Source organism: Ferruginibacter sp. SUN106 (assembly GCF_050611765.1).
In the GTDB taxonomy this organism is placed as follows: Bacteria; Bacteroidota; Bacteroidia; order Chitinophagales; family Chitinophagaceae; genus Ferruginibacter.
Map to the genome: position 1 here is coordinate 1,139,112 of NZ_JBODJC010000002.1, position 24,347 is coordinate 1,163,458.

The 24,347-nt window shown below is 38.0% G+C and carries 20 protein-coding genes; 9 read left to right on the top strand and 11 right to left on the bottom strand.

Annotated elements, in window-relative coordinates:
- Positions 1-12: 12 nt before the first annotated feature.
- Positions 13-1,299: a hypothetical protein gene (locus ACQ334_RS10750; RefSeq protein WP_430988209.1), complete on the bottom strand. Its 1,287-nt coding sequence runs from the start codon at positions 1,297-1,299 to the stop codon at positions 13-15.
- A gap of 51 nt (positions 1,300-1,350) precedes the next feature.
- On the opposite strand from ACQ334_RS10750, the gene ACQ334_RS10755 reads away from it, so the two are divergent.
- Positions 1,351-2,253, top strand: a complete 903-nt coding sequence (locus ACQ334_RS10755) for a diacylglycerol/lipid kinase family protein (protein WP_430988210.1) — start codon at positions 1,351-1,353, stop codon at positions 2,251-2,253.
- A gap of 5 nt (positions 2,254-2,258) precedes the next feature.
- On the opposite strand, the gene ACQ334_RS10760 is transcribed toward ACQ334_RS10755, so the two are convergent.
- Both ACQ334_RS10760 and ACQ334_RS10765 read right to left on the bottom strand, forming a co-directional pair.
- A complete protein-coding gene (locus tag ACQ334_RS10760; protein ID WP_430988211.1) occupies positions 2,259-4,481 on the bottom strand; it encodes a hypothetical protein in 2,223 nt (740 codons plus the stop codon).
- 102 nt (positions 4,482-4,583) lie between these two features.
- Positions 4,584-5,633 carry a COX15/CtaA family protein gene (locus ACQ334_RS10765; protein WP_430988212.1) on the bottom strand — a complete coding sequence of 350 codons (1,050 nt, stop codon included), beginning with the start codon at positions 5,631-5,633 and terminating at the stop codon, positions 4,584-4,586.
- Positions 5,634-5,723: 90 nt separating this feature from the next.
- Between ACQ334_RS10765 and ACQ334_RS10770 the strand changes: the two genes are divergently transcribed.
- From ACQ334_RS10770 to ACQ334_RS10780, 3 genes are all read left to right on the top strand, one after another.
- Entirely contained in the window at positions 5,724-6,563 is an 840-nt protein-coding gene (locus ACQ334_RS10770; protein ID WP_430988213.1) for a hypothetical protein, read from the top strand.
- A gap of 14 nt (positions 6,564-6,577) precedes the next feature.
- Positions 6,578-7,174 (top strand): ribonuclease HII, encoded by a 597-nt coding sequence (locus ACQ334_RS10775; protein ID WP_430988214.1) that lies wholly within the window; start codon positions 6,578-6,580, stop codon positions 7,172-7,174.
- Between the two features lie 163 nt (positions 7,175-7,337).
- Positions 7,338-7,646, top strand: coding sequence for a hypothetical protein (locus ACQ334_RS10780; RefSeq protein WP_430988215.1), 309 nt, complete (start codon positions 7,338-7,340; stop codon positions 7,644-7,646).
- A gap of 65 nt (positions 7,647-7,711) precedes the next feature.
- Here the strand turns inward: ACQ334_RS10780 and ACQ334_RS10785 are convergent, their stop codons facing one another.
- Positions 7,712-8,317 carry an L-threonylcarbamoyladenylate synthase gene (locus ACQ334_RS10785; protein ID WP_430988216.1) on the bottom strand — a complete coding sequence of 202 codons (606 nt, stop codon included), beginning with the start codon at positions 8,315-8,317 and terminating at the stop codon, positions 7,712-7,714.
- Positions 8,318-8,597: 280 nt separating this feature from the next.
- On the opposite strand from ACQ334_RS10785, the gene ACQ334_RS10790 reads away from it, so the two are divergent.
- From ACQ334_RS10790 to ACQ334_RS10800, 3 genes are all read left to right on the top strand, one after another.
- Positions 8,598-9,521, top strand: a complete 924-nt coding sequence (locus ACQ334_RS10790) for a PfkB family carbohydrate kinase (protein ID WP_430988217.1) — start codon at positions 8,598-8,600, stop codon at positions 9,519-9,521.
- Between the two features lie 51 nt (positions 9,522-9,572).
- Entirely contained in the window at positions 9,573-9,890 is a 318-nt protein-coding gene (locus ACQ334_RS10795) for a hypothetical protein (protein ID WP_430988218.1), read from the top strand.
- 112 nt (positions 9,891-10,002) lie between these two features.
- Positions 10,003-12,408: a hypothetical protein gene (locus ACQ334_RS10800; protein WP_430988219.1), complete on the top strand. Its 2,406-nt coding sequence runs from the start codon at positions 10,003-10,005 to the stop codon at positions 12,406-12,408.
- Positions 12,409-12,498: 90 nt separating this feature from the next.
- Here ACQ334_RS10800 and ACQ334_RS10805 read toward each other — a convergent pair whose 3' ends face one another.
- Positions 12,499-14,661: a S9 family peptidase gene (locus tag ACQ334_RS10805; RefSeq protein WP_430988220.1), complete on the bottom strand. Its 2,163-nt coding sequence runs from the start codon at positions 14,659-14,661 to the stop codon at positions 12,499-12,501.
- A gap of 53 nt (positions 14,662-14,714) precedes the next feature.
- On the bottom strand, positions 14,715-16,433 hold the full coding sequence (locus tag ACQ334_RS10810) for a lamin tail domain-containing protein (RefSeq protein ID WP_430988221.1): 1,719 nt from the start codon (positions 16,431-16,433) through the stop codon (positions 14,715-14,717).
- Positions 16,434-16,754: 321 nt separating this feature from the next.
- On the opposite strand from ACQ334_RS10810, the gene ACQ334_RS10815 reads away from it, so the two are divergent.
- Entirely contained in the window at positions 16,755-17,747 is a 993-nt protein-coding gene (locus ACQ334_RS10815) for an aspartate-semialdehyde dehydrogenase (RefSeq protein WP_430988222.1), read from the top strand.
- Positions 17,748-18,045: 298 nt separating this feature from the next.
- On the opposite strand, the gene ACQ334_RS10820 is transcribed toward ACQ334_RS10815, so the two are convergent.
- The 4 genes from ACQ334_RS10820 to ACQ334_RS10835 all read right to left on the bottom strand — a co-directional run bounded on the left by ACQ334_RS10820 (position 18,046) and on the right by ACQ334_RS10835 (position 20,073).
- Entirely contained in the window at positions 18,046-19,086 is a 1,041-nt protein-coding gene (locus tag ACQ334_RS10820) for a 2-oxoacid:ferredoxin oxidoreductase subunit beta (RefSeq protein ID WP_430988223.1), read from the bottom strand.
- Between the two features lie 176 nt (positions 19,087-19,262).
- Complete coding sequence (locus ACQ334_RS10825) at positions 19,263-19,610, bottom strand: carboxymuconolactone decarboxylase family protein (RefSeq protein WP_430988224.1); 348 nt, start codon at positions 19,608-19,610, stop codon at positions 19,263-19,265.
- A complete protein-coding gene (locus ACQ334_RS10830) occupies positions 19,607-19,924 on the bottom strand; it encodes a type II toxin-antitoxin system RelE/ParE family toxin (RefSeq protein ID WP_430988225.1) in 318 nt (105 codons plus the stop codon). The genes ACQ334_RS10825 and ACQ334_RS10830 overlap by 4 nt, the downstream gene beginning before the upstream one ends.
- Positions 19,912-20,073 carry a hypothetical protein gene (locus tag ACQ334_RS10835; RefSeq protein WP_430988226.1) on the bottom strand — a complete coding sequence of 54 codons (162 nt, stop codon included), beginning with the start codon at positions 20,071-20,073 and terminating at the stop codon, positions 19,912-19,914. The genes ACQ334_RS10830 and ACQ334_RS10835 overlap by 13 nt, the downstream gene beginning before the upstream one ends.
- A gap of 111 nt (positions 20,074-20,184) precedes the next feature.
- Between ACQ334_RS10835 and ACQ334_RS10840 the strand changes: the two genes are divergently transcribed.
- Positions 20,185-23,148, top strand: a complete 2,964-nt coding sequence (locus ACQ334_RS10840; protein ID WP_430988227.1) for a hypothetical protein — start codon at positions 20,185-20,187, stop codon at positions 23,146-23,148.
- A gap of 6 nt (positions 23,149-23,154) precedes the next feature.
- Here the strand turns inward: ACQ334_RS10840 and ACQ334_RS10845 are convergent, their stop codons facing one another.
- Complete coding sequence (locus ACQ334_RS10845; protein ID WP_430988228.1) at positions 23,155-24,297, bottom strand: AAA family ATPase; 1,143 nt, start codon at positions 24,295-24,297, stop codon at positions 23,155-23,157.
- Positions 24,298-24,347 lie beyond the last annotated feature (50 nt).

The following is a 24,347-nucleotide window of genomic DNA, read 5'->3' on the forward strand; positions in this document are numbered from 1 at the left end:
AACGAAGATCAATTACCTGTTAAACGGAAATTCATTTACCCAATGAAATCCCCTGTTTACCAGCCTGAATTTATTTTCATCAAAACGTTTCAGTTTAATATACACCGAATCATTTTTTATTGCACCACTCAATGTTAAGTAGACAGAATCTTTCAAATAATTAAAGTGTATCTTATTAATCGTATCCCATGCAGGAAATACTGTTGCTGTTTTGGTTACTGTATCAATTTTAAAATTATAATTCCTGGTAGTATCATTATTTAAACGGATGGCAGCATAATTTTCTCTTTGTATAATTATTCTTTCCCATCGGCTGGTATCTGTATCCAAGGGGGGAAGTGTATCATTATTTCTTGTAAAAGTTTCTGTATAATAAATACCATACAATGGTGGTTTAGGCGCTTTCTCTCCATATAACTTTTGTGCATCCAAGGCTCCGGTAAAATTGATCCAAATAAAAAGCACTACCATTATCCATTTTAATGCAAGCAAACTATAACGGAGTTTTTTGTTACTATAAGGCAATGCAATATCCGCTGCTAAGGTTACCCTGTTTAAAATAAAAAAATTTACCAGTCTTTTTAAATCTTTCCATAATAAAAATAAACTCATTAAAATAGTATTGAAGGAAAGTAATTTCACCGGCACATCATAACCAATATTGATCATAAATACATTGGTCATTACGCCAAGGGCAACCAGTGCGCCAATGGTAGATGTTCTTCTGAACAATAACAACACCCCTGCCAGCAACTCTGCATAACCCGTAAAATAATTATAGCTGTTAGAGTAGCCCATATAAGTCCATGCAAGGCCCATGGGCGACGAATCGCCGTAAGGCTGTACCAGGCGGCCTAAATAGGGGAACGGGAATTGTAATTTGATCACTTTAAACAATCCGTAACTGATCATTGTACAAAACAGGTAATACCTTATCAACACTCTTATCCAGTAGTAGAGTGTATTGTAGCTGATACGTTTTCTGTCCAGCAATGTCCATATGATAGTACCTGTAACAGTAAGTACAATACCAAAAAACCACAACATATAATCGTAGGTAGTATCGCCGCTGCCATTAGTAAAAATGGTGATCTCATTTTTATAACCAAAAAATGTTTTGGCAAACCAGGGAATAAACCGGTGTAACTGGTTATTTAACCATTCGTACAGATCATTAATTACAGGGAATTCATTATTGGGTGTAAAAAAAATATAAATGGCAAAATAGAGAAAGCAAAAACGAAAAATTATTCTTTTAAAGCCGGTCCATTCTATTGCCGGTACTGTTGCTATTTGCATAAGTTAATTTTAGTGAGCTAAATATAAATGCTTTCCCTGAACTTTGCAATCATGCAACGTCGCTTTATCTACTTCATCAACCCTATTTCGGGCACCAAAGGAAAAATTTTATTATTAGAGACTATTAAAAAAATTACTGCAGAAAAAAACATCCCCTTCCAGATTGAACATACCAATGCCGAAGGCAATTACAGTTACCTGCACCAGAAAATTGCAACAGAAAAAATTACCGATATCATTATCTGTGGTGGCGATGGTACTGTAAACCAGGTGGCGTATGCATTACTGGGTGTTGATGTAAATATTGGTATCATTCCTATGGGCAGCGGAAACGGACTGGCTTTTGCCGCAAAGATCCCTAAGCAGATCAATAAAGCTTTGGATATTATCTTTAAAGGCAATGCAGTTTACATTGATAGTTTTTACATTAATAAAAAATTCAGTTGCATGTTGTGTGGCGTAGGTTTTGATGCGCAGGTGGCACATGATTTTGCAAAACAAAAAAAGCGTGGGCTGGCTACCTATGTAAAGCAATCAACCAAAAATTTTGTTTCTGCAAAAGCATATCCATTTGGTTTATCCGTAAATGGCGATGCTTTTACAACAGAAGCTTTTTTTATCAGCATTGCCAACAGCAACCAGTTTGGCAACAATTTTACTATTGCGCCACAAGCCAGTTTGCATGATGGCTTGCTGGATATTGTAATAGTAAATAAAATGAGTAAGCTGCGTATGTTATGGAATGTACTTAAGCAAATACGCAAAGGCGAAGTGAGGCCCTACGAAGATAAAAAATACCATCGTACTGATATTGGTTATTTTCAAACCAAAAAATTAAACCTACAAAATCCGCAGCAGGCACCACTGCATATTGATGGTGATCCTGCAACAACTGCTACTGTATTTGAAATTGAAATCATTGAAAAAGCATTCAGATTACTTATGCCGGAATAAATAATTTATTTCAACAGGTTCAGTATTTTTTTCACTTCACCCTGGTTATAACTATTATTAAACGAAGCGATCACATCTCTTTTTTCCCTTGCCGTTAAATGAAAATTAAGTGCTGCTCCTTGTTCTTCTTTTTCGGGCACATACATAAAAGTAATGCGGTGCAATACCGAATCTAATCCGTCGTGCATATAACTGTATTGGTCTGTTTCTGCATAATCCTGCAATTTATACCAGTTGTGTTGCAACATAGTGCCAGGCTTAATTAATACATCGGTTATATCGCCGCTTTCAAAAGGTTGTTGCCAGTTGTCCTTCATACGGTCACGCAGTTGCAGTATAATTACACCACCGGTATTTTCCTTAATCCAGTCTTTAAAATTTTCTATAAAACGCAGGGTGGTTTCCAGGCCAAAATTATCTCTTAGTCCGGCATCCATTACATCAATAACAGGATCGCTGGGCAGCCACACATTAGGTAATACGTATGGGAATGTAGCATTCATACGCAGCACCGTAAGCAGGCGTATATCCTGTGGATTCTGCTTTGCAAATAAGGCATTAAAATCAACAGCATCAGGGCTTGCTGTAGTTTCGTTGGCATACAGCAAAGGCTTCATCATAAAGCTTACCGGTTGCGATGTGATCATCATTTTTCTGCCATCTCGTGAAATAGTATTATTGAAGATCATCAGTGGTACTTTGGCGGCCTTTTCATCAGCCGCAAAATCCTTTATCTGCGTATTGAACAAGCCATGACTATTATCGTTTAGCTTTTGTTCAAAAGCATAGCCTCTGTCTTTTACATATTTATTATTGCCAACGGTAAATTTTTGTGCCGGTGAAAAAATATCCCTGGCAATCATGGAAGAGAAGACGGGGTTCAACAGATCTCCGGCAATATTATCTGTTAAATTGGGGTGATGCAGATTTATTTCGGGGTCGTTAGTTAAGTTGGCTCTGTATAACTCACGGTAATAAGTAGCCGCCAACATGCCGCCACTTGCTCCGCTTATCATCATAGTATGCTGCATCAATTGCCCATTTGTAATACTATCCAGTTGCTGCAAAGTATTCATAACAAAAGTACCGCTGCGTAAACCGCCGCCGCTTACATTAATAAATACCATCACCGGTTTTGCAGCGCTTTGTTTCTTTTTCCAGTTTTCTAAAATAGCCAGCATATTGGCTTTATCCGCAGCAATTTTAGCTGGTGTACATAATTGCAATAAAGATTGCTTGTTATATCCCGGACGTTCATCTTTATTAGTATAATTTAAACCATAAGCTTTGTTACGTGGATCAATAATATCATGGGTATATAAGATATTGAGGATAAAAATTAACACGATGATAAATGGCAGGCTCCAGCTTTGTAAAAAATAAGTGAGTGCGCCAATAACAGAAGTCATCACTGCAAAAAAAATAAAAATACTTGCAGCTGCAGGTACCTGGAAGGCTTTATCATCCATAAAAAAACCAACTCCTGCTAAAAAAATAAAGGCCAGTGCAATACTTATGATAGCAGAGATATGATGCCGCTTAAAAATCATATCTAAAAACTCCTGGCTGTAATGCGATACGTTTCTTGCTTTTACCAAACGAAAACGGGTGCTGAAATAATAGCCCACCTTCATTCCAAAACCTTCCTGTTGTGCTTTTATAGCGGGATCGTAGGTTTGTTTAAACTGTTGGGGATTGCCCACTACCGGTGCCACACTACGGGTGATCGTTTTTTCTGCTCCAAAAAAATAAGCAAAGGAAATAGCCAGTAAAAAAATAAAGCCACCTAGTATTCCACCCAGTACCACCATAATTTCTCCTGTAGTCATCAGTTCTTTATAGTCGTCAAAAATAATCAGCTTTATAAAATAGAAAATGATAAACAGAATAGGCATCACTGCATTATTAATACAGTATTTTAAAAACGGTTTGGAAGTAGTAGCTAAAAATTTACTGCGTTTGCTGTGCAAGATAAAAGTGGTCACATTCCAGCTCATCATAAAAACACCCATGGCAACACCCACTATTGCAGCGCCCAATGCATTTACATTACCCAGGTATTCCGGTGCAAAAAACAATGCATCAGCACCAAAGTTTTTCATAAAGCCGCTGTTGATGGTGCTTACCAATACCAACCAAAACACCAGCAATACCTGGTACTTTCTAAAGTGAAGGATAAAAAGTTGAATAGGAAAAGAATAGAAAATGTCGTTCAACAAACGTTTCATATAACCATATGCTGTTGTTGCCTAAATGTACTACAAAAAACAACATGGCACAAAACACTATCAGCAAGCATAGTAATAAATGGTGTTGCAATGATTTATTAGCTATTGCCTTTTTCTCAATATATATAGTAAGGTAACCACACACATCAGCAAGAGCATTGCAGTTGCCTGGTGCAATACACCAAAAATTACTAACCGGTTAGTATAAGTTGCATTTAATACAGTAAGAATACCCAATACAACCTGTAATAACACTAACAACAATATGCCGGTTCGTAAACGGCCAAATAATTTGTTATTGTTAATTGCTTTTGCTTTAAACCACCAGGCAGTAATCAATACAAAAAGTAAATAGGCCAGGCCACGATGAATAAAATGAACCATAATATTATTGTTCACTAAATTTTTTGTCCATGGCGATAATTCATTCATGGCTTCCGGCATCATGCTGCCATTAATATCGGGCCAGGTAGGTGCTGATACTGCTGCTTTTAATCCGGCCATAAATGCCCCATATATCAATTGCAATGTCAATACCACTACAATTACAGTCATTAGTTTTTTCAACGACGGGTTTACAATTCGTTGTTCTGGCTTAATCAAAAGACTTAACGCAAACCATAAGGTATAACTCAGCAAACCTAATGCGGCAATAAAGTGTGTGGCTAATTCCACATGGCCTACAAAATATTTTTCCGGCACTAAGCCGCTTGCTACCATTATCCATCCAATAGCACCCTGAATACCTCCTAACACGAACAATATCACCATAGGTAATATCATTTTAGTATTGAATTTTTTTCTCACTAAAAAATAAACAAAGCCAATTAAAAAAACCATCCCCATCAATCTTGCCCATAAGCGGTGAAACCATTCCCAGAAAAAAATAAACTTAAAATCGCTCAATGAAAAATTCTGGTGTACATATTTAAACTGGTCGGTTACTTTATAGCGGTCAAATTCTGCCTGCCAGGCCACATCATTTAACGGAGGCAATGCACCGGTTATGGGTTTCCATTCTGTAATGGATAAGCCCGATTCGGTAAGCCGGGTAATACCACCTAATAAAACCTGTATGATGATCATGCCCACACCAATTAAAAGCCAGATAGCTACCTGCCTGTTATTGCGCTGTGTTATTGTTGTATCCATAATAGCTGCAAATTTACTACAGCAATATTTGTTTTAGTTACAGGCAGCAAAGTATTTTATTGCAATGTCTTATCTTAAACACTACTTAATATGAAAACAATAAACACTTTGCTGCTGCTGGCTTTAATTAATACTGCAATAGCACAGCAGAAAAAGTTTTTCTTCGATCATGTTTATTTTTCTGCCATGGCCGGAACGGAAGTATACCAGGTTGACCGCAATGAATGGAAGAATATGTATGCCGACAGGCCAACTATCCCTTACCTGTTAGATACCATGCAACTATCTTTTATACCTAAAGATGGTTTCTTTTTTGCAAGCCCTGATGCTACTGCAGCTATTGCAGCAGGAAAATCCCTGTTTAAAAATAGTACCGGAAGATTTTTACACAAAAGGGAACTGGAATGGAAAACAGGCATTCATTTTAAAACCGTTTACTTTTCTCCTAACCAGGATGGATTTACCAGTGATCCCCGTTATCCATACGATACAACAAAAGTAACTACTTCAAATCAGGTTCGCCTGGAACAAAGAAAAAAAATCATCGACTGGCAAAATTCCATTCACTTTAAAACCCGGTATTTATTCAATGATAAAATGCGTTTTATAATTGGTAATGGTATCGGCATCGGCACTACAGTGAGTAATACCATTAATGATAGTTACAGCAATATCACTTATACATGGAATACCACGGCCCACCGGTTTGATGAAAAGCAAAGCCCTGTTGCCAGCAATAGTTATAAGGCAAAGGCAGATCTTTATCTTTCTTACGTTCTTTATTTAGGTACCGAATACAAGCTCTCTAAAAATGTTAGCCTTATTACTGATGGTTATTATTCTATTGCGCATTTTAAATATTCAGCTTTGTCAAAAAAAACTGAAGGCTATTGGCTGGGACTTACCTTTTGTTATTCACTAAATCAATAATTTTACCCAAAAAATTGCTGCTCTCCCGCTATCAAAATATTGTTACTGAAGCAGGCCTTGATGAAGCCGGGCGTGGTTGCTATGCAGGGCCGGTATTTGCAGCAGCGGTTATTTTACCGGTAGATTTTTTTCATCCTTTATTAAACGATAGTAAGCAGGTAAAAGAAAAAGAAAGAGACCTGCTGCGACCCATAATAGAAAAAGAAAGTATTGCTTTTGCAGTAGCGTCTGTTGATAATGATGAGATTGACAGCATCAATATTCTGCAGGCAAGTTTTAAAGCCATGCATCTTTCTTTAGACCAGTTAACAACAACACCCGAACTTTTATTGATTGATGGCAATCGTTTTAAACCCTATAAAAAAATTGCCCATCATTGCATTATTAAAGGCGATGGAAAATATGCTTCCATTGCAGCGGCTAGTATTTTAGCCAAAACATACAGGGACGAATATATGCAAACAGCGCACACTGCTTTTCCTTATTATGGCTGGGATAAAAATAAAGGATATGGCACGGCGCAACATCGCAAAGCTATCGAAACACATGGCTTATGTCAATACCACCGCAAAAGCTTTAATATCCTGCCTGCGCAGATAAAAATTTTCTGATCTTTTTTTCTTTTTATTCAAACACTAAATCAGGCAGAATTACGTTGTTTATTTCGCCGGCAGAAAAAATTTCAGCGGTCAATTAAACCCCGGTTATCATCTCCGGTCTATGTATGCATTAAACGTATTTATTCACCTTTATTTAATTTTAAAACAAGTATTTATGAAAGCAACAGTATTAACCGCAGCAATTGTATTAGGCGCTATTTTTAACAATGCCGATGCCCAGGTAGTTAAACAACGTGCCCAAAACCAGCACCACCGCATTAAACAAGGCGTAAAAAGCGGAGAACTTACCAAAAAAGAAACCGTTAACCTGGCTAAAGATCAGAAAGAGATAAGGAATGAAGTAAAAGATGCCAAATCTGATGGCGTGGTAACCAAAGATGAAAGAAAAGAAATTAAGCAGGATCAGAGACAGGCAAGCCGTAAAATTTATCGTAAAAAACACAATAACAGAGATAGAAATTAATTTTTACTCCTCAGATAATAGATTAAGAGATTTACAAGCCCCTGGATAATTTCCGGGGGCTTTTGTTATTCCCATTCACCAAGCCCTTGTCGTATTATAGTCCAGTTATCGGTAGTACAGTCCACAATGGTAGAAGGCACCATGCCACCAATACCGCCATCAATTACAAAATCAACCAGGTGCCCGAATTTTTCCTCGATCACTTCGGGGTCGGTGTATTCTTCCACCATGTCTCCGGGTAATGAGGCACTTAAAATAGGATTGCCTAAAGCATCCAAAATATACCGGCAAATATTATTATCGGGCACCCTTAAACCAACCGTGCTCTTTTTGCTCTGCAATATTTTAGGTACCTGTTTACTGGCCGGTAAAATAAAGGTATAAGGACCGGGCAAGTAATTTTTCAGCATCCTGTACAGTGGTGTATCAATGCTTTTGGTGTAGTCGCTTAAATGACTAAGGTCTTTGCAGATAAAACTTAATTGGGCTTTTTGCGGATCAATATTTTTTATTTTACAAATACGTTCCACTGCTTTGTGTTGCATAATATCGCAACCCAACCCGTAAATGGTATCAGTAGGATAAATGATCACCCCGCCGGCTTTCAGGCATTCCACCACCTGCTTTACCAATCGTGGCTGCGGATCCTGAGGATGTATTTGTATTAACATAATATTGTTACCCACAGGGGGTTAAGCGAAGATAATTTTTATAAAAGAGGCCCCGGCACTTTTACCCCTATTGCATTTACTGACAACCTTGTTTAAACATTGTTCAATCTAAGCTTTATGTTGAATTTTTATCTGAGCATAGTTTAAAATATGCTGATATTTTATAAAATTACCGCTATTCATCTTACTTTAATCTATTACTTTTGCTTTTTGTGCATAAAAAAATCATCAATCTAAAATCATAAACCTGCCTGTCGGCAGACAGGTCTAAAAATCGATTATGGCACTTATTACAGTTGGCACTATGGCTTTTGATGCTATTGAAACCCCTTTTGGAAAAACCGATAAAATTGTGGGTGGCTCTGCAACCTATGTAGCATATGCTGCAAGCAATTTTATTACTCCTGTACAACAAATATCTATTGTAGGGTACGATTTTCCGCAGGAAGAAATGGATGAAATGAAAAGCCGCGGCATTGAACTGGATGGCGTTGAAATTGTACCGGATAAAAAATCATTTTTCTGGAGTGGTAAATATCATATTGATATGAACACCCGTGATACCCTGGTTACTGATCTGAATGTACTGGCCGACTTTAATCCTGTTGTTCCAGATGCTTTTCAGGGTGCAGAGTTTTTAATGCTGGGCAACCTGATGCCTAAATTACAATTGAGTGTTATTAATCAATTAAAGGTGCGCCCTAAATTGATCGTAATGGATACTATGAACTTCTGGATGGATATTGCTATGGACGACCTAAAAGAAGTGCTGAAAAAAGTTGACGTGTTATTGGTAAATGATGGTGAAGCAAGGCAATTGAGTGGTGAATTATCATTGGTAAAAGCGGCACGTGAAATTATGAAGATGGGCCCTGAATTTTTAATCATCAAGAAAGGCGAACACGGCGCTTTACTGTTTCATGAGAATCATGTGTTTTTCGCCCCTGCTTTACCGTTAGAAGAAGTATTTGACCCAACCGGTGCAGGTGATACTTTTGCAGGAGGTTTTATCGGCCATCTTGCCAAAACAAAAGACATCAGTTTTGAAAATATGAAAACGGCTATCATCGTTGGTAGTGCAATGGCAAGTTTTTGTGTTGAAAAATTTGGCCCCGAAAGATTGAAAGAAATTACCAAAGAAGATATTGATGCCAGGCTGAGTGAATTTGTACAACTGGTGAACTTTGATATTGACCTGGTATAAAAGTTGCCGGGCAAAAAAGAAAATATTTTTATCCGTATAAACTAAAAGGGCATGCTGGAAATAATTGCGATTATATTACTATCAAAGAAAAACGGTGCTCTTGCTGAAACAAAAGGCTTAAAATCGGGTACATGGATTTTGTACACTGTATTAAGCTGGATAGGATTTGAAGTGGCTGGAGCTATAATGGGGGTTCTTCTTTTTGGTCCTGAAAATTTAGTGCCTGTTTATTTGTTAGCAATAGCAAGTGCCGTATTGGGTTATTTTTTCATTCTTAAAATTTTACAGGATAAACCTGATGCCCAGGATGATGATGATATTAACCGCATCGGCGTTAATGATCTGTATCCCCACAAAAACAAAAGTTAAAGGAATTGTTAAAGAAACAATATAAAAGCAAAAGGCATTTATTATTGGCGAATTTTGATACTGCCACCGGATTACACTCATTGCACTTTAAAGAATCAGTAATCGTTATATAATGAGCATAAAAAGTTTTTGTAAAAAAATTGTATCTCTTATCCTTTTCTTATCTACTTGTAATGGCTTATTTGCACAGGGCCGTATCGATTCCTTAATAACTCAACTGGGAGAAAAATATCCGCAGGAAAAAATTTACCTGCATTTTGATAAACCCTATTATAATGCCGGCGAAACCATCTGGTTTAAAGCTTACATGGTAACAGATAACCTGGCTACCACGCTCAGCAAAACCGTTTACGCCGAATTAATTGATGATAAAGGCAGCATACTTCAAAAAAAGATAATGCCGGTGTATGAGTCGGGAGCTGCTTCTAATTTCGATTTGCCCGATACCCTAACCAACACCCGTTTGTTTGTAAGGGCTTATACTTCCTGGATGCTGAATTTTGATTCTTCACTGATATATCTGAAACCCCTGCAGATAATTCCTGCCACGGTTGCAAAAAAAACAAACCCTGCAGTTGCGGCTTATAGCATAACGTTTTTTCCCGAGGGTGGAGATATGGTGGAAACCATCAGCAGCCGTGTGGCATTTAAAGCTAATGACCAGGATGGTACCCCGGTTTATGTGAGTGGTAATATTGTAAATGAGACCGGCAAAAAAATAATTTCTTTTACCGCTATACATGATGGTATGGGCTTTTTTACAATTACTCCAATACCAGGCGAAAAATATAAAGCCGTATGGAAAGACAAGAAAGGAGTAACACATGAAACGCCATTACCAGTTGCAAAAGACCAAAGTGTTGTACTAAGCATCAAAAACACCAACGACACATTAAGGTACACTTTAAAAAGGCCCGATAGTGCTGATGGAGAATTTACTGCGTTTACCGTAGTGGCACAAATGCAACACCAGATGGTATATTCGGCCAAAATAAACATGGCTGTAAAAAAAGAAGTCAGTGCCCCTATAATAACTGCCAATTTTCCTGATGGCGTTTTACAGTTAACAATTTTTAATGCCGACCAGGTGCCTGTTGCAGAAAGGCTGGCATTTATCAATCACAATAATTATTATTTTGCCACCGACCTCCATGCTGTAGAATCAAATCTTACCAGGCATGGGCATAATACTTTGCAGGTAGACGTTGGGGATACTATACTAAGCAATCTTTCTATTGCTGTTACCGATGCCAGCATCAATCCTGTTGGCAATAATGAAGAAAGTATTTTTTCAAACCTGCTGCTTACCAGCGATTTGAAAGGCTATGTATACAACCCGGCTTATTATTTTTCAAGTGATGAAGATTCTGTAAAACAACACCTGGACCTGGTGATGATGACCAATGGATGGAGAAGGTTTAAGTGGGATAATTTGCTGGCTAAGCAATGGCCCAGGTTAGTTTTTCCTATTGATAATTATCTTTCAGTAAAAGGTAGTATTTACGGTTTATCTAAAACACAATTAACCAATAAAGAACTTATTGGTTATATCAAAACCAAAAGCAACACCAGTAATTTTATAACCATACCACTCAGTACCGATGGACAGTTCAGGCTTACGGGCATGTACTTTTTTGATACCGCAAAATTATACTACCAGATCAATAATGATAAGGATAAACGCCTTACCGCAATCGCCAGTTTTAATTTTAAAAATGAAATAGCTAATGCACCTGCTCCCGCTGCCGGTTTACTTTCCACACTGTTTTTAAATATAAAACCAGATAGTTCGTCGTTTTTAAAAAATATCAAACAGGCAGCCTTACAACGTTCATTATTTGAAAGCAAGGCCAAAACACTGGAGGTGGTAAAAGTTGTTGGTAAAGTAAAAAGCTTAAAAGAAAAATTAGAAGAGCAATATACTTCCGGATTTTTCAGTGGCGGTGATGGCTATACATTTACCACCCAGGACGATCCGTTTGCACAATCTGCCACCAGCGTGTTAGAATATTTAAGAGGTAAAGTGGCCGGCATGCAGGTTTCGGCTGATGGACAAAGTGTAAGCTGGCGTGGTAGTGCTACCAGCATTTTTTTAAATGAAACCAACTCCGATATCAGCCAATTGCAAACGATCAATATGACGGATGTGGCGCTGATAAAAGTTTTTCGTCCGCCATTTTTTGGTGCGTCGGGCGGTGGAGCCGGTGGGGCTATTGCCATCTATACTAAAAAAGGTGGTGGTGATAACTCGGCTGTAAAAGGTTTGGACTTTACCAATATTTATGGTTACTCGGCCATTAAAGAATTTTATATGCCCGACTATGAAAAACCAAACACTCCTGATGTACCCGATTACCGCAGCACTATTTACTGGAATCCATTTTTAATAATGGACAGAAAAACAAGGCGCATAAAAATTCCTTTTTATAATACGGATAATTGCAAAAAAATACGTGTAATTATTGAAGGTATTAACAAGTTGGGGCAATTGACAAGGGAAGAAAAAATATTTGAATAACTATTGCCTGCCAGATCGGCAACGCATTTAAATTGATGCAATAAAAAAACCGAAGTAATGAACTTCGGTTTTTTTTATTGTTCATTTATTTTATTCTGTTATTCCTTCTAATGTTAGAAAAAATGCAAACTCCCTGGCTCTGTCTTTTAAAGCTTTAAACCTGCCGCTGGCACCGCCATGGCCTGCATCCATATTGGTGTACAATAAAAGTTTATTGTTATCAGTTTTTAATTCCCTCAATTTTGCCACCCATTTTGCAGGTTCAAAATATTGTACCTGGCTATCGTGCAGGCCGGTTGTTACCAGCATGTTGGGATAGGCTTTCTTTTCTACATTATCATATGGCGAATATGATTTTATATAAAAGTAATTCTCTTTGTTTGCAGGATTACCCCACTCATCGTATTCATTTGTGGTTAATGGTATGGTTGGGTCGCTCATTGTAGTCAGCACATCAACAAAAGGTACACCCGCTATTACACCATGCCAGAGATCGGGCCGCATGTTTACCACAGCGCCCATTAACAAACCTCCGGCGCTACCGCCGCTGATGTATAAATGTTCTTTAGTTGTATACTTATTTGCCAACAAAAATTCAGCACAATCAATAAAATCGGTAAACGTGTTTTTCTTCTTCATCATCTTACCATCTTCATACCAATACCTGCCCATTTCCTGTCCCCCACGTATGTGTGCAATGGCAAAGGCAAAACCACGGTTAAGTAAGCTCAGTCTTGCGCTGTTAAAGCTGGCATCCATACTGGCACCATAACTGCCATAGCCATATAAATGCAAAGGTGCCGTACCATCTTTTTTAAACCCTTTTTTATATACAATAGAGATAGGAATTTTTATACCATCTTTTGCAGTAGCAAATAATCTTTCTGTAACATAGTCGCTTGCTGTATAACCACCTACCACTTCCTGTTGCTTCATCAGTTTTTTTTCTTTAGTGCTCATATTGTAATCATATACTGATGCCGGTGTGGTTAACGATGTGTAAGTAAATCTAACTACATCGGAATTATAATCGGGAGTATAAGCAAGTCCAGCAGCATAAGCCGGTTCATCAAAGGCCAGGTAATGGCTGGCATTGTTTTGTGTATTGATAATATGTACCTGTGTCAGTCCATTTTTTCTTTCTGATACGGCTACAAAATTTTTGAACACATCAATACCTTGTATTAAAATACTATCGTTGTGTGCAATCATTTCCTTCCAGTTACTGGTGTCAGTTTTTTCTTCGGTACAGGTTACTACTTTAAAGTTTGTAGCATTCATATTCGTACGGATATAGAATTTACCATTGGCATGATCTACACTATACAATACTTCTTTAATCCTCGGTTGAAAAACTTTAAAGGCATCATCTGGTTTATCGGCATTTATATACCTGTATTCGGAAGATAGTGTGGCGCTGGAACCAATTAAAATATATTGATCTGACTTGGTTTTATCCACGCCGATATAATTGCTGGGATCTTTTTCTTCGTACACTGTTTTATCTGCAGCCACATCTGTACCCAGTTTATGTTTTTTTATTTTTTCAGATAATAGTGTTACCAGGTTTTTAGAAGTATAAAAAATAGTCTGGTTATCATTGGCCCAAACCGGGTTGCCTTCTGTATTAGGGATAACATCTTTAAACACTTCACCGGTTTCCAGGTTTTTAATGTAAATATTATACTGCCTTCTCGATAACATATCTATACCATAAGCCATCATTTTGTTATCCATACTGATACTAAAACCTGTGGCGCTAAAATAATTATGCCCTTCTGCCATTGCATTCACATCCAGTAATACTTCTTCCTTTGCATCCATTGTGCCTTTTTTTCTGCAATACACAAAATAATCTTTGCCTTCTTCTACCCTGCTATAATAATAGTAGCCATTTTTAAATACCGGTACGCTTTCATCTTTTTCTTTCACCCTTGCTTTCATTTCTGTATACAATTTTTCCTGCAATGCTTTAGAGCCCGACATCATCGTATCGTAATATTTATTTTCAGCCAACAGGTAATCCACCACTTTAGTACTGTCGGGACCTTTTTTAAAATAATCATTCAGCCAGTAATAATTATCTATCCGGGTATCGCCAAGTGCTATTAGTTCTTTGGGCTTTTTTTCACACACTGGTGCAGCAATACTGTCTGGCCATTGGTAGGTTATTCTTTTCATATTAGTTTGGTTATTGCAGGAAGAGATCATTACAGCGGCAATTGCTGTAATAAGCAGGTATTTGGGTTGCATCAGATAAGGTTTATGGTGAGTGAAATATTACTTTTCTTAAAAACAAGAATGAGTTAATGCCGCCTTGCCAGCACTATTGTATTCTTAAACTGCTTCCGCTTCCCTTCCAGGTTAAACACTTCAGTAAAAATAATATAAATACCAACAGGTAGTTGTTGATTCTTTTCTCCTAATCCATCCCAGCGGTAATTACCACCAGTACCACACAATGCATTACGCTGCAGGTAACGTACCGCTCTTCCGGCAGCATCAAAAACGATGATGTTAGCCACATAACCCGGCGCAGGAAATGAATAACTGATGGTAGCAAAATCATCCATGCCGTCATTATCAGGAGAAACGATTTCCGGAGTTACAGTTATGGCTCCCTGTACAGCATCGTTAATTTTATACTGAGAGTTTTTATAAGTAGGCGTTCCGTATCCAACAGATGTAGCAGCACTGTGCCAGTTATCCTGTTGTTGGGTGGGTGCGTTGTAATCAATTCTTTCCAATGCTACACCTTCGTTATTATCAATCAATTTAAAATGCCACTTTTCATCATACTTCAACTCATCTGTAATATTCCCTTGTGCATTTAAAATAACCACATCACCTTTATCATCGTTGTAAGAAGGCATAGGAGCAACCGTTACAAAAGCATCCATATTTTTAGTAATGAAATCTCTTTTTATAATAGCAGGATCTTCGGTGATTACCATAAAATCTTCCGGAAACAAAAGATAATTTTCAGCACTCAGTTGTTTAATGCTGCTTACAATTCCGGTGCTATTCCGGTTGGCAATGTATATTTGTTTCAGGTCGGTAATTTTTTTGCTACGGTTATAAATTTCAATATAATCAGTTCCATTACTTTTTGGATTGAATAAAATTTCGTTGATAACAATATCAAGACTATCTGCCACTTCACTTAACCCCACCCTTGCTGCATTTTTTGCAGCAACAACATTGCCGGCGCAATCACTAACAGCCGTTGCTGTAATGGTATATACTTTTTTGCGAAGTAATGCAGTGCTCAATTTCAGATTCACTTTATCAAAAACAGGAGCAACAGTTATAGCCGATTGCGGTGCACCAATGCCATCACTGATAGTATAATTAATTGCAGTAGCGGCTTTTGCACTATCTAATGGTTCATCAAAAATCAGAACAATATTTACACTGTCTGTTGCATAAGCTCTTAATAATTGCGGTGCTGCTACATCTGCATTAATACCATCAGCTGCATTTTTTTTACCTGGTGTGCCCCCGTTAATATCAGTACTTGCTTTCCAATTGGTAAATCCGTTACAGGGGTTTTTAGTATCTATCATTTCTAACGACCAGCCGCCATCCTTTTTTAATTCATTCTGGTACCAGGCATCGGTGTAATTCACGGCATGTATAATTTTGTTTTGAGGGCTGCGTAAATAAATAAGGTCGCCGGTATTATCTAAAGAAGGAAAACCGGTCACTACAATGGTTGGCCCGTAAATACTCATGGCAGCAACAGCACCAGATGTGCAGATGATAACAGTACTATCGGGTTTTAAATTGTAGGCAGGCATGGCGCCACTTTGCCCGGTGGCATCGCCGACTCTCCAGCCCAGTAAATTAAATGTGGTGCCTGAAGTATTTCTTAATTCGATCCACTCGTTATTGGGCAAATTAATTTGGGGTGTGGGGTCTGCCATGATCTCGTCGATTACTATATCAAAACGGTTGGCTGTTTGAGCTTTGATGTAAAAGCAGGCAAAAATAAAAATACTAACCAGGCTGAATTTCTTACACATACATTCCTTTTTAATAATGATAAAAAACATTGTTTATCAAAAGGAAGTAAGGTATATGCTGCAATGGCAGGCGGACAGCGGATTATGGCCCGGCAACGTTTGCACAACATAAATATAAATAATTTGGATAGAATTGCAGTTTGTATTTACTTTGTGCCACAAATGATAACAATAAAACACATAAAACATTCTAAGAAATCTTTTTCAACAGAGAAGGTGTGATTGTTTTATGTTTAAAATAAGTACAGGCCTTCCTAAAACGGGAAGGCTTTTTTTTAACCAAAAAAATCTCTTTAAAAAGAGAACCGGGGGGAACAAAATATGAAAGTTGCAGTAGTGGGCGCTACAGGATTAGTAGGCACCAAAATGTTACAGGTTTTAGCGGAAAGAAATTTTCCGGTAGATGAACTTTTACCAGTGGCATCTGAAAAGTCAATTGGTAAAGAAGTTGATTTTAAAGGAAAAAAATACAAGGTAGTGGGCTTTGCCGATGCTATTGCTGCCAAACCTGATGTAGCTATTTTTTCTGCTGGTGGTGGTACTTCTTTAGAACTGGCACCGCAATTTGCAGCAGCCGGTATTACTGTAATTGACAACTCCAGTGCATGGCGTATGGACCCTACTAAAAAATTAGTAGTGCCTGAAGTAAATGCTAATGTATTAACTAAGGAAGATAAGATCATTGCTAACCCTAACTGTTCAACTATACAAATGGTGGTGGTTTTAAAACCATTGCATGATAAATATAAAATTAAAAGAGTGGTGGTAAGCACTTACCAAAGTGTTACCGGTACCGGTGTAAAAGCGGTAGAACAATTGATGAACGAAAGACAAGGCATCACCGATGGGCCAATGGCTTACAAATATCCTATCGACCTGAATGCGATTCCACAGATTGATGTGTTTTTAGATAATGGTTACACCAAGGAAGAAATGAAGATGACCAACGAAACCATTAAAATTATTGGCGACGCCAATATTAAAGTAACTGCAACTACAGTTCGTATACCTGTAATGGGTGGCCATAGCGAAAGCGTAAATATTGAATTTGAAAATGATTTTGATCTGCAGGAAGTAAAAGATTTGCTGAGCAAAGCGCCGGGTGTAATTGTGCAGGATGATATTGCTAATAATGTGTACCCGATGCCTTTAACAGCTCATGAAAAAGATGGCACTTTTGTAGGCAGGATAAGAAGGGATGAAACACAAGCCAATACTTTAAACTGCTGGATAGTAAGTGATAATTTACGTAAAGGTGCTGCTACCAATGCGGTGCAGATTGCGGAGTATTTGATGGCAAATGGTTTGTTGTAAAAATCCAGTTCGCCCCTCCGCCCCTAAAGGGGAACTAATTACGGAGAGGATTATGGGATAGATTGAAGCAATTATTATTTTATAAATAAATAGGGGTTACAAATTTGTAACCCCTATTTTATTCGTTTATATAAAAGTTCAATAAAGATATGCAGTACAAGAGTGCGACGCCAATGAGGTTGAACATAGTATTAAAGCCGGGTTCAAAAAAACATACCGCTTTAATTATATTTCTGCCCCAATTTTCAAATGATGTAACAATTTAAGTTCCCCTTTAGGGGACAGGGGCATGGCGCTCTTAACTTATCACCCAGGTCTCACTACCTCTCAGTAATTTATCCAGATCGCCTTTGCCTTTTTTAGCAATCACATCATCTAATTGTAATTGCAGGCTATCTTCATAACAAGCTCTTTCAGTTTCATAAAATACACCGAATGGCCTTGGTAAATGCCCTTGTAATTTAGGGTCATCAAACATACGGATCAATATCTGTGCCTTGTAAAAATCTTTTTCATCATGTATCCACAGGTCATCAATGCTTGCGCCGGGTGCTATATCAACAATCACCGGCTTAAAGCCATCTAACTTAATACCTTTATTTTGTGTGGCACCAAACACCAATGGTTTGCCTTGCTCTAAAAATAATACCTCATCAGCTTTACTGCTCTTCTCTGTAAATACTTCAAAAGCACCATCATTAAAGATGTTACAGTTTTGATAGATCTCTAAAAACGAAGCGCCTTTATGTGCCTGCGAACGCAATAACATCGCCTGCAGATGTTTTGGATCCCTATCCATAGTACGTGCAATAAAACTTGCATCAGCACCCATGGCCAACGCCAATGGATTAAATGGATGATCAATACTTCCGAAAGGTGTTGATTTGGTGATCTTATTTTCTTCTGATGTTGGAGAATACTGTCCTTTGGTTAAACCATAGATCTGGTTGTTGAACAATAAAATATTGATATCAAAATTCCTTCTTAATAAATGAATGGTGTGATTACCCCCGATGCTTAAGCTATCACCATCACCCGTTACCACCCACACACTCAGTTCGGGCCGGGCTGCTTTTAAACCGCTGGCCACTGCTGTTGCACGGCCGTGAATACTATGCATACCATAAGTGTTCATGTAATATGGGAAACGGCTGCTGCAGCCGATACCACTTACAATTACAATGTTTTCTTTAGGGATGCCCAGTGTTGGCATCACCTTCTGCACTTGTGCTAAAATGGAATAATCGCCACAACCGGGACACCAGCGCACTTCCTGGTCGGTTACAAAGTCTTTCGAGGTTAAAGGGGTAGCTGGAGCTATCGTTGTTGTATCAGACATAGATCAATTTATTGGAGCATAAAGTTACTTAAAAAAATGTTCAATATTTAATGTTCTCCCGATAAATCGGGACAATATTCAAATTAAATACAATTTTTACAAGGCCTATTCTTTATTAAACCAACCTGGCTTAGTATACAGCTGGCTTCAATTAAGCCTTGAATGTTGAACATTGATTATTGACCATTTGCATTTAATTCTTCCCAGTATTCAGCTGCCCGCCGGGTATGGGGTATTACAATGGTACCGCCTACAATGTTAGCCACTGCAAATACCTCGTACATCTGCTCAGTGGTAATGCCCAGCTCATGTGATTTGCCCAGGTGATATTTGATACAATCATCGCAGCGCAATACCATACTGGCCACAAGGCCTAAAAGCTCTTTGGTTTTTACATCCAGTGCGCCTTCTGCGTAAGTGTTAGTGTCTAAATTCCACAAGCGTTTTATTACAAGATTATCCTTGCTTAAAATAACCTCGTTCATTTTGGTACGGTAGTCGTTGAATTCTGTTACTAAACTCATTTTCTTAATCTTTTTTTTAATGTTGGATTGTTTTTTAATAAGCGTGACTGGTGATGTACTGAAAGAATATGTACTTCATCCTGAGAAATAATTTCATAAATAATCCTGTATCGGCTAACTAATATTTCTCTTAAATATTTTACTTTAATTTCGGGTACTTGTTTACCGATTAGCGGGTAGCGTTCCAAAACCTTTGCTTTTTCAAAAAATAATGCTGCCATACTTGATGCAGCCTGAACTGAATCGTTAGCAATATATTCAGCAATCGATTTTATGTCTTTTAAAGAAGAAGGTGCCCAGATTATTTCAGCCATTTTTGCAATTTCTTTTTGGCCTGGGTTGTAGTTAAGCCTTTACCCTCTCTGATTTCCTTACGGGCCTTTTCAATTTTATTAAGCACTATTAATTGCTCAATAGCATCGTCAACAGAAAACTCTTCAGGCATTTCCTTAATAGTTTTCATCACTTGTTTTTTTACCAGCATAATTTTTAATTTCTGTTCTAAAGTTACACAGAAAAATTTGAACCAGGTAGTGACTATTTTATTTGTAATTTCAGCCTATAATCAATTTGTATGAAGCCATTATTCTTTATATCAGTATTTATTTGTTTAACTGCAACTGCCATCGCTCAACCCTTCGACAGCACTTATTTCAACGCTATGCAATGGCGTTGTATTGGCCCACACCGGGGCGGCAGAACTGTTGGTGCAGTTGGCGTGCCTTCTCAACCCAATGTATTTTATATTGGCGTAAACAATGGTGGTGTATGGAAAACAACAGATTTTGGCAGAACATGGAATCCCATCTTTGATGATCAGCCTACGGGCAGTGTGGGAGATGTGGTGGTATCGCCATCAAACCCAAATGTATTATATGTTGGTAGCGGCGAAGGTTTGCAAAGGCCTGATCTTTCTGTTGGCGATGGTATTTATAAATCTGTTGATGGTGGAAAAACATGGGCCAATATCGGTTTAAAAAATGCGCAGCAGATTGGCGGCCTGGCTATCGACCCAAAAAATGAAAACCGTTTGTTTGTGGCTGCACTCGGCCATCCTTATGGCGCTAATGAAGAACGAGGTGTATACAGAACAACCAATGGAGGTAAAACATGGGAAAGAGTGTTATACAAAGATGAAAATACCGGGGCAATACAGGTTACAATAGACCCCAATAATTCTAACATTGTATATGCTGATATGTGGGCAGGCAGGCAAGGCCCCTGGGAAAACGGCGCCTGGAACGGCAAGGAAAGCGGCATTTTTAAATCAACCGATGGCGGCACTACCTGGAAAAAATTAACTACTGGTTTACCTACCACCGAACAAGGTTTGGGAAGAATTGGTTTTTGCATTGCGCCTTCAAACAGTAATCGTTTATACGCTACCGTTGATGCAGGCAAATACGGCGGCATTTACCGCAGCGATGATGCCGGTGAAAGCTGGATCAACATTAATGCTGATGAAAGGCTTTGGGGAAGGGGTAGTGATTTTGCAGAAGTAAAAGTTGATCCCATTAATGCTGATATTGTTTATACCGCCGATGTGGTGGTTTGGAAAAGTCTGGATGGCGGCAAAACATGGAATGCTTTTCGTGGTGCGCCGGGTGGCGATGATTACCACAGGATATGGATCAACCCTAACAACAATAAAATTATTTTAATTGCTAATGACCAGGGTGCTATTATTACTGTTAATGGTGGAGAAACTTTTTCATCGTGGTATAATCAACCTACGGCACAGTTTTATCATGTAAGTACAGATAATTCTTTTCCTTACAACGTTTACAGCGGCCAACAGGAAAGTGGTAGCGTGGGCATTACATCAAGAGGCAATGACGGCAGCATTACATTTCGTGACTGGCATCCGGTTGGTGCAGAAGAGTATGGTTATGTTGTTGCAGATCCATTAGACAATAATATTGTTTACGGTGGTAAAATCTCCCGTTATGATAAAAGAACCGGTCAGGCACAAAATATTGCACCCGAAGCTGTACGCAGCGGTAAGTATCGTTTTTTAAGAACAGCACCGGTATTGTTTAATCCTATTGATAAAAAAACATTGTACTACGCCGGTAATGTTTTGTTTAAAACAACAACTGGTGGCAGCAAATGGGATATCATTAGTCCTGATTTATCAAGAGAAAGTTGGGACATCCCTTCCAATGTTGGTATTTATACAAAAGAAGACATGAAGAAAATGCCACGCCGTGGTGTGATCTATACTGTAGCACCTTCTTATGTTGATATCAATACCATCTGGTGTGGTACTGATGATGGATTGATTCATGTAACGCATGATGGTGGCAAAACGTGGAGCAATGTTACACCACCACAAATCACCAGCTGGAGTAAAGTTTCATTGATTGACGCCAGCCATACTGATAAAAACGCTGCGTATGCGGCAGTAAATAAAATTCGTTTGGATGATATGCAACCGCATATTTATAAAACTACTGATGGAGGCAAAACATGGACAGAAATTGTAAAAGGTTTGCCTAACGATCCTATTAATGTGGTAAAAGAAGATCCGAAAAGAAAAGGTTTATTATTTGCCGGAAGTGAAAGAGCGGTATATGTTTCTTTTGATGATGGCGCCAACTGGCAATCGCTGCGATTGAATATGCCTGCAACATCAATCAGGGATTTAGTAATTAAAGATGATGATATTGTGGTGGGTACGCATGGCAGGAGTTTCTGGATACTGGATGATATTACTCCGTTGCGGCATTTAGATGAAAGGTTGAGTGCTTCGCCGGTTATCTTATACCAGCCACAAAATACGTATCGTGTAAGATGGAATATGAATACCGATACGCCGTTGCCGCAGGAAGAACCTGCAGGGCAAAATCCTCCGGATGGTGCCATCATTAATTATTTTTTAAATGAAGAGGCGAAAGATATTAAACTGGAAATTTTTGATACAAAGTTTAAAGAACCGATAGCTGAAAAAGATTTGAGTACCATCCGTTCTCAAACTAATAAACTAATAAGGACTTACAGCAACAAAGACACGCTGTATAAAATTCCTGCCAACAATGTGCCGCCTTATTGGTTAAGGCCGCAGCAAATACTATCTGCCACTGAAGGTAGTCATCGTTTTATGTGGGATATGCATTATCAGCCGTTGAATGTGCCGCCGGCTTTCCCCATTGCTGCAACATATATGAATACTGCGCCAGATGCTACATCGCCATGGGTAATGCCGGGTGTGTATATTGCTAAACTTACTGTAGATGGCAAAGAATTTTACCAGGCATTCAGGATAAAAATGGATCCAAGAGTAAAGACCAGTGCTAAAGATCTGCAACTGCAACACGATCTTAGTGTGATGTGCTATACCAACATAAAAAAATGTACAAACGAATTGAAAAGGTTAGATGCTAACAGCGAAAAAGCAAAAGCATTGACAAAATATATCGGCAGCTTTACAGGTATTCAAAATGTATTGCAGGATAGTGATTGGCCGCCTACAACACAAATGATAAATGCTGCTAAAGAAACAGAAATTGCTTTTAATAAATTTTACACAAGCCTTTAATAAAAATTATTGAAGGCTTATTTTAAAAAATCTTTTCATTAACCATATTTCAAACAGCGGATCATTAAATGTGATTTGTTTACCCAGCACATCAATTATTTCATGATTTTGTAATGCTGCTTTTATCCGGGTAATATTTGCAGATGTTCCTAAATTATACCCTTGCAAAACGGCAGTACTGCCAAACGAAGTTTCTTTATTACACAATGCTTTTAAAAAATTTAGTTGATAGTTGGTAAGTATATCCACTTCTTTTTGATATAAGATGGTGTATTGGTCAAGCAGCTCTTCTATTGCTTCTAAAAAATTAAACTCGGTTGCTGTTTTAGTTGTTTGTTGCCATACCACTTGTGATAGTTGCTGCACATAATAAGGATGATTATTCATCTGTCTGGCAATTTTTGAAGCCAGCGAAGCCGAAATTTTTTTATTGGTGGCTTCAAACCTTCCGATAATATAAGGTATCCAATGAGTTTCTTCTATTTTCTCTAAAAAAAGAATTTCTCCAAACCTGTAAAATGGCATCGTGTTTTTAGTAAAAAAATCCATCATTAAATGCCTGCGGCTGCCATACAATACATAATTAGCTTTTTGGTGTTTTTGCCAGTGTGCCCTTAATTTTTTTTGAAAGGCAATACCATCTTCCATAAAACTAATATTCTGAAACTCATCTACACATACCACTACCTGCACATTTTTTTGTGCAGCAATTTTTTCAGGCAAGTCTAATATTTCGGAAATATTTTTTTTCAAATCTTTCCAGTTAAAAGATAATTCTATTTCAGCATTGGGGTCGGGGGATATTGATACCGATGGAATAAGTTGTTTAAAAATGCCTTTTACATTGCGTACAGCATCTTCAAAAGAATTAGAAGCCGCTTTTATTACAACAGAAGAGAATAGTTCTAAAAATTCCTTTTCGGTACGGATATTATAAAGATCTAAAAAACAAAAGATTATCTTTTTGTTTTTTCTTTTCATTTCGTTGGCGGTATGCAGTAATAAAGAAGATTTTCCCCAACGGCGGGGAGATACTAGAATGCAGTTAATGCCGGTACTTATCTGCATTTCCAACCACTTCATTTCTTTAGTTCTATTAGTAAAGTAGTCGTTTTCGGCTAATTTACCATAATTAAAAGGCCTGCTCATATAGTAATGTTTGAGTAAATATACCAAACAAAGTTGTTACAAACAAAGTT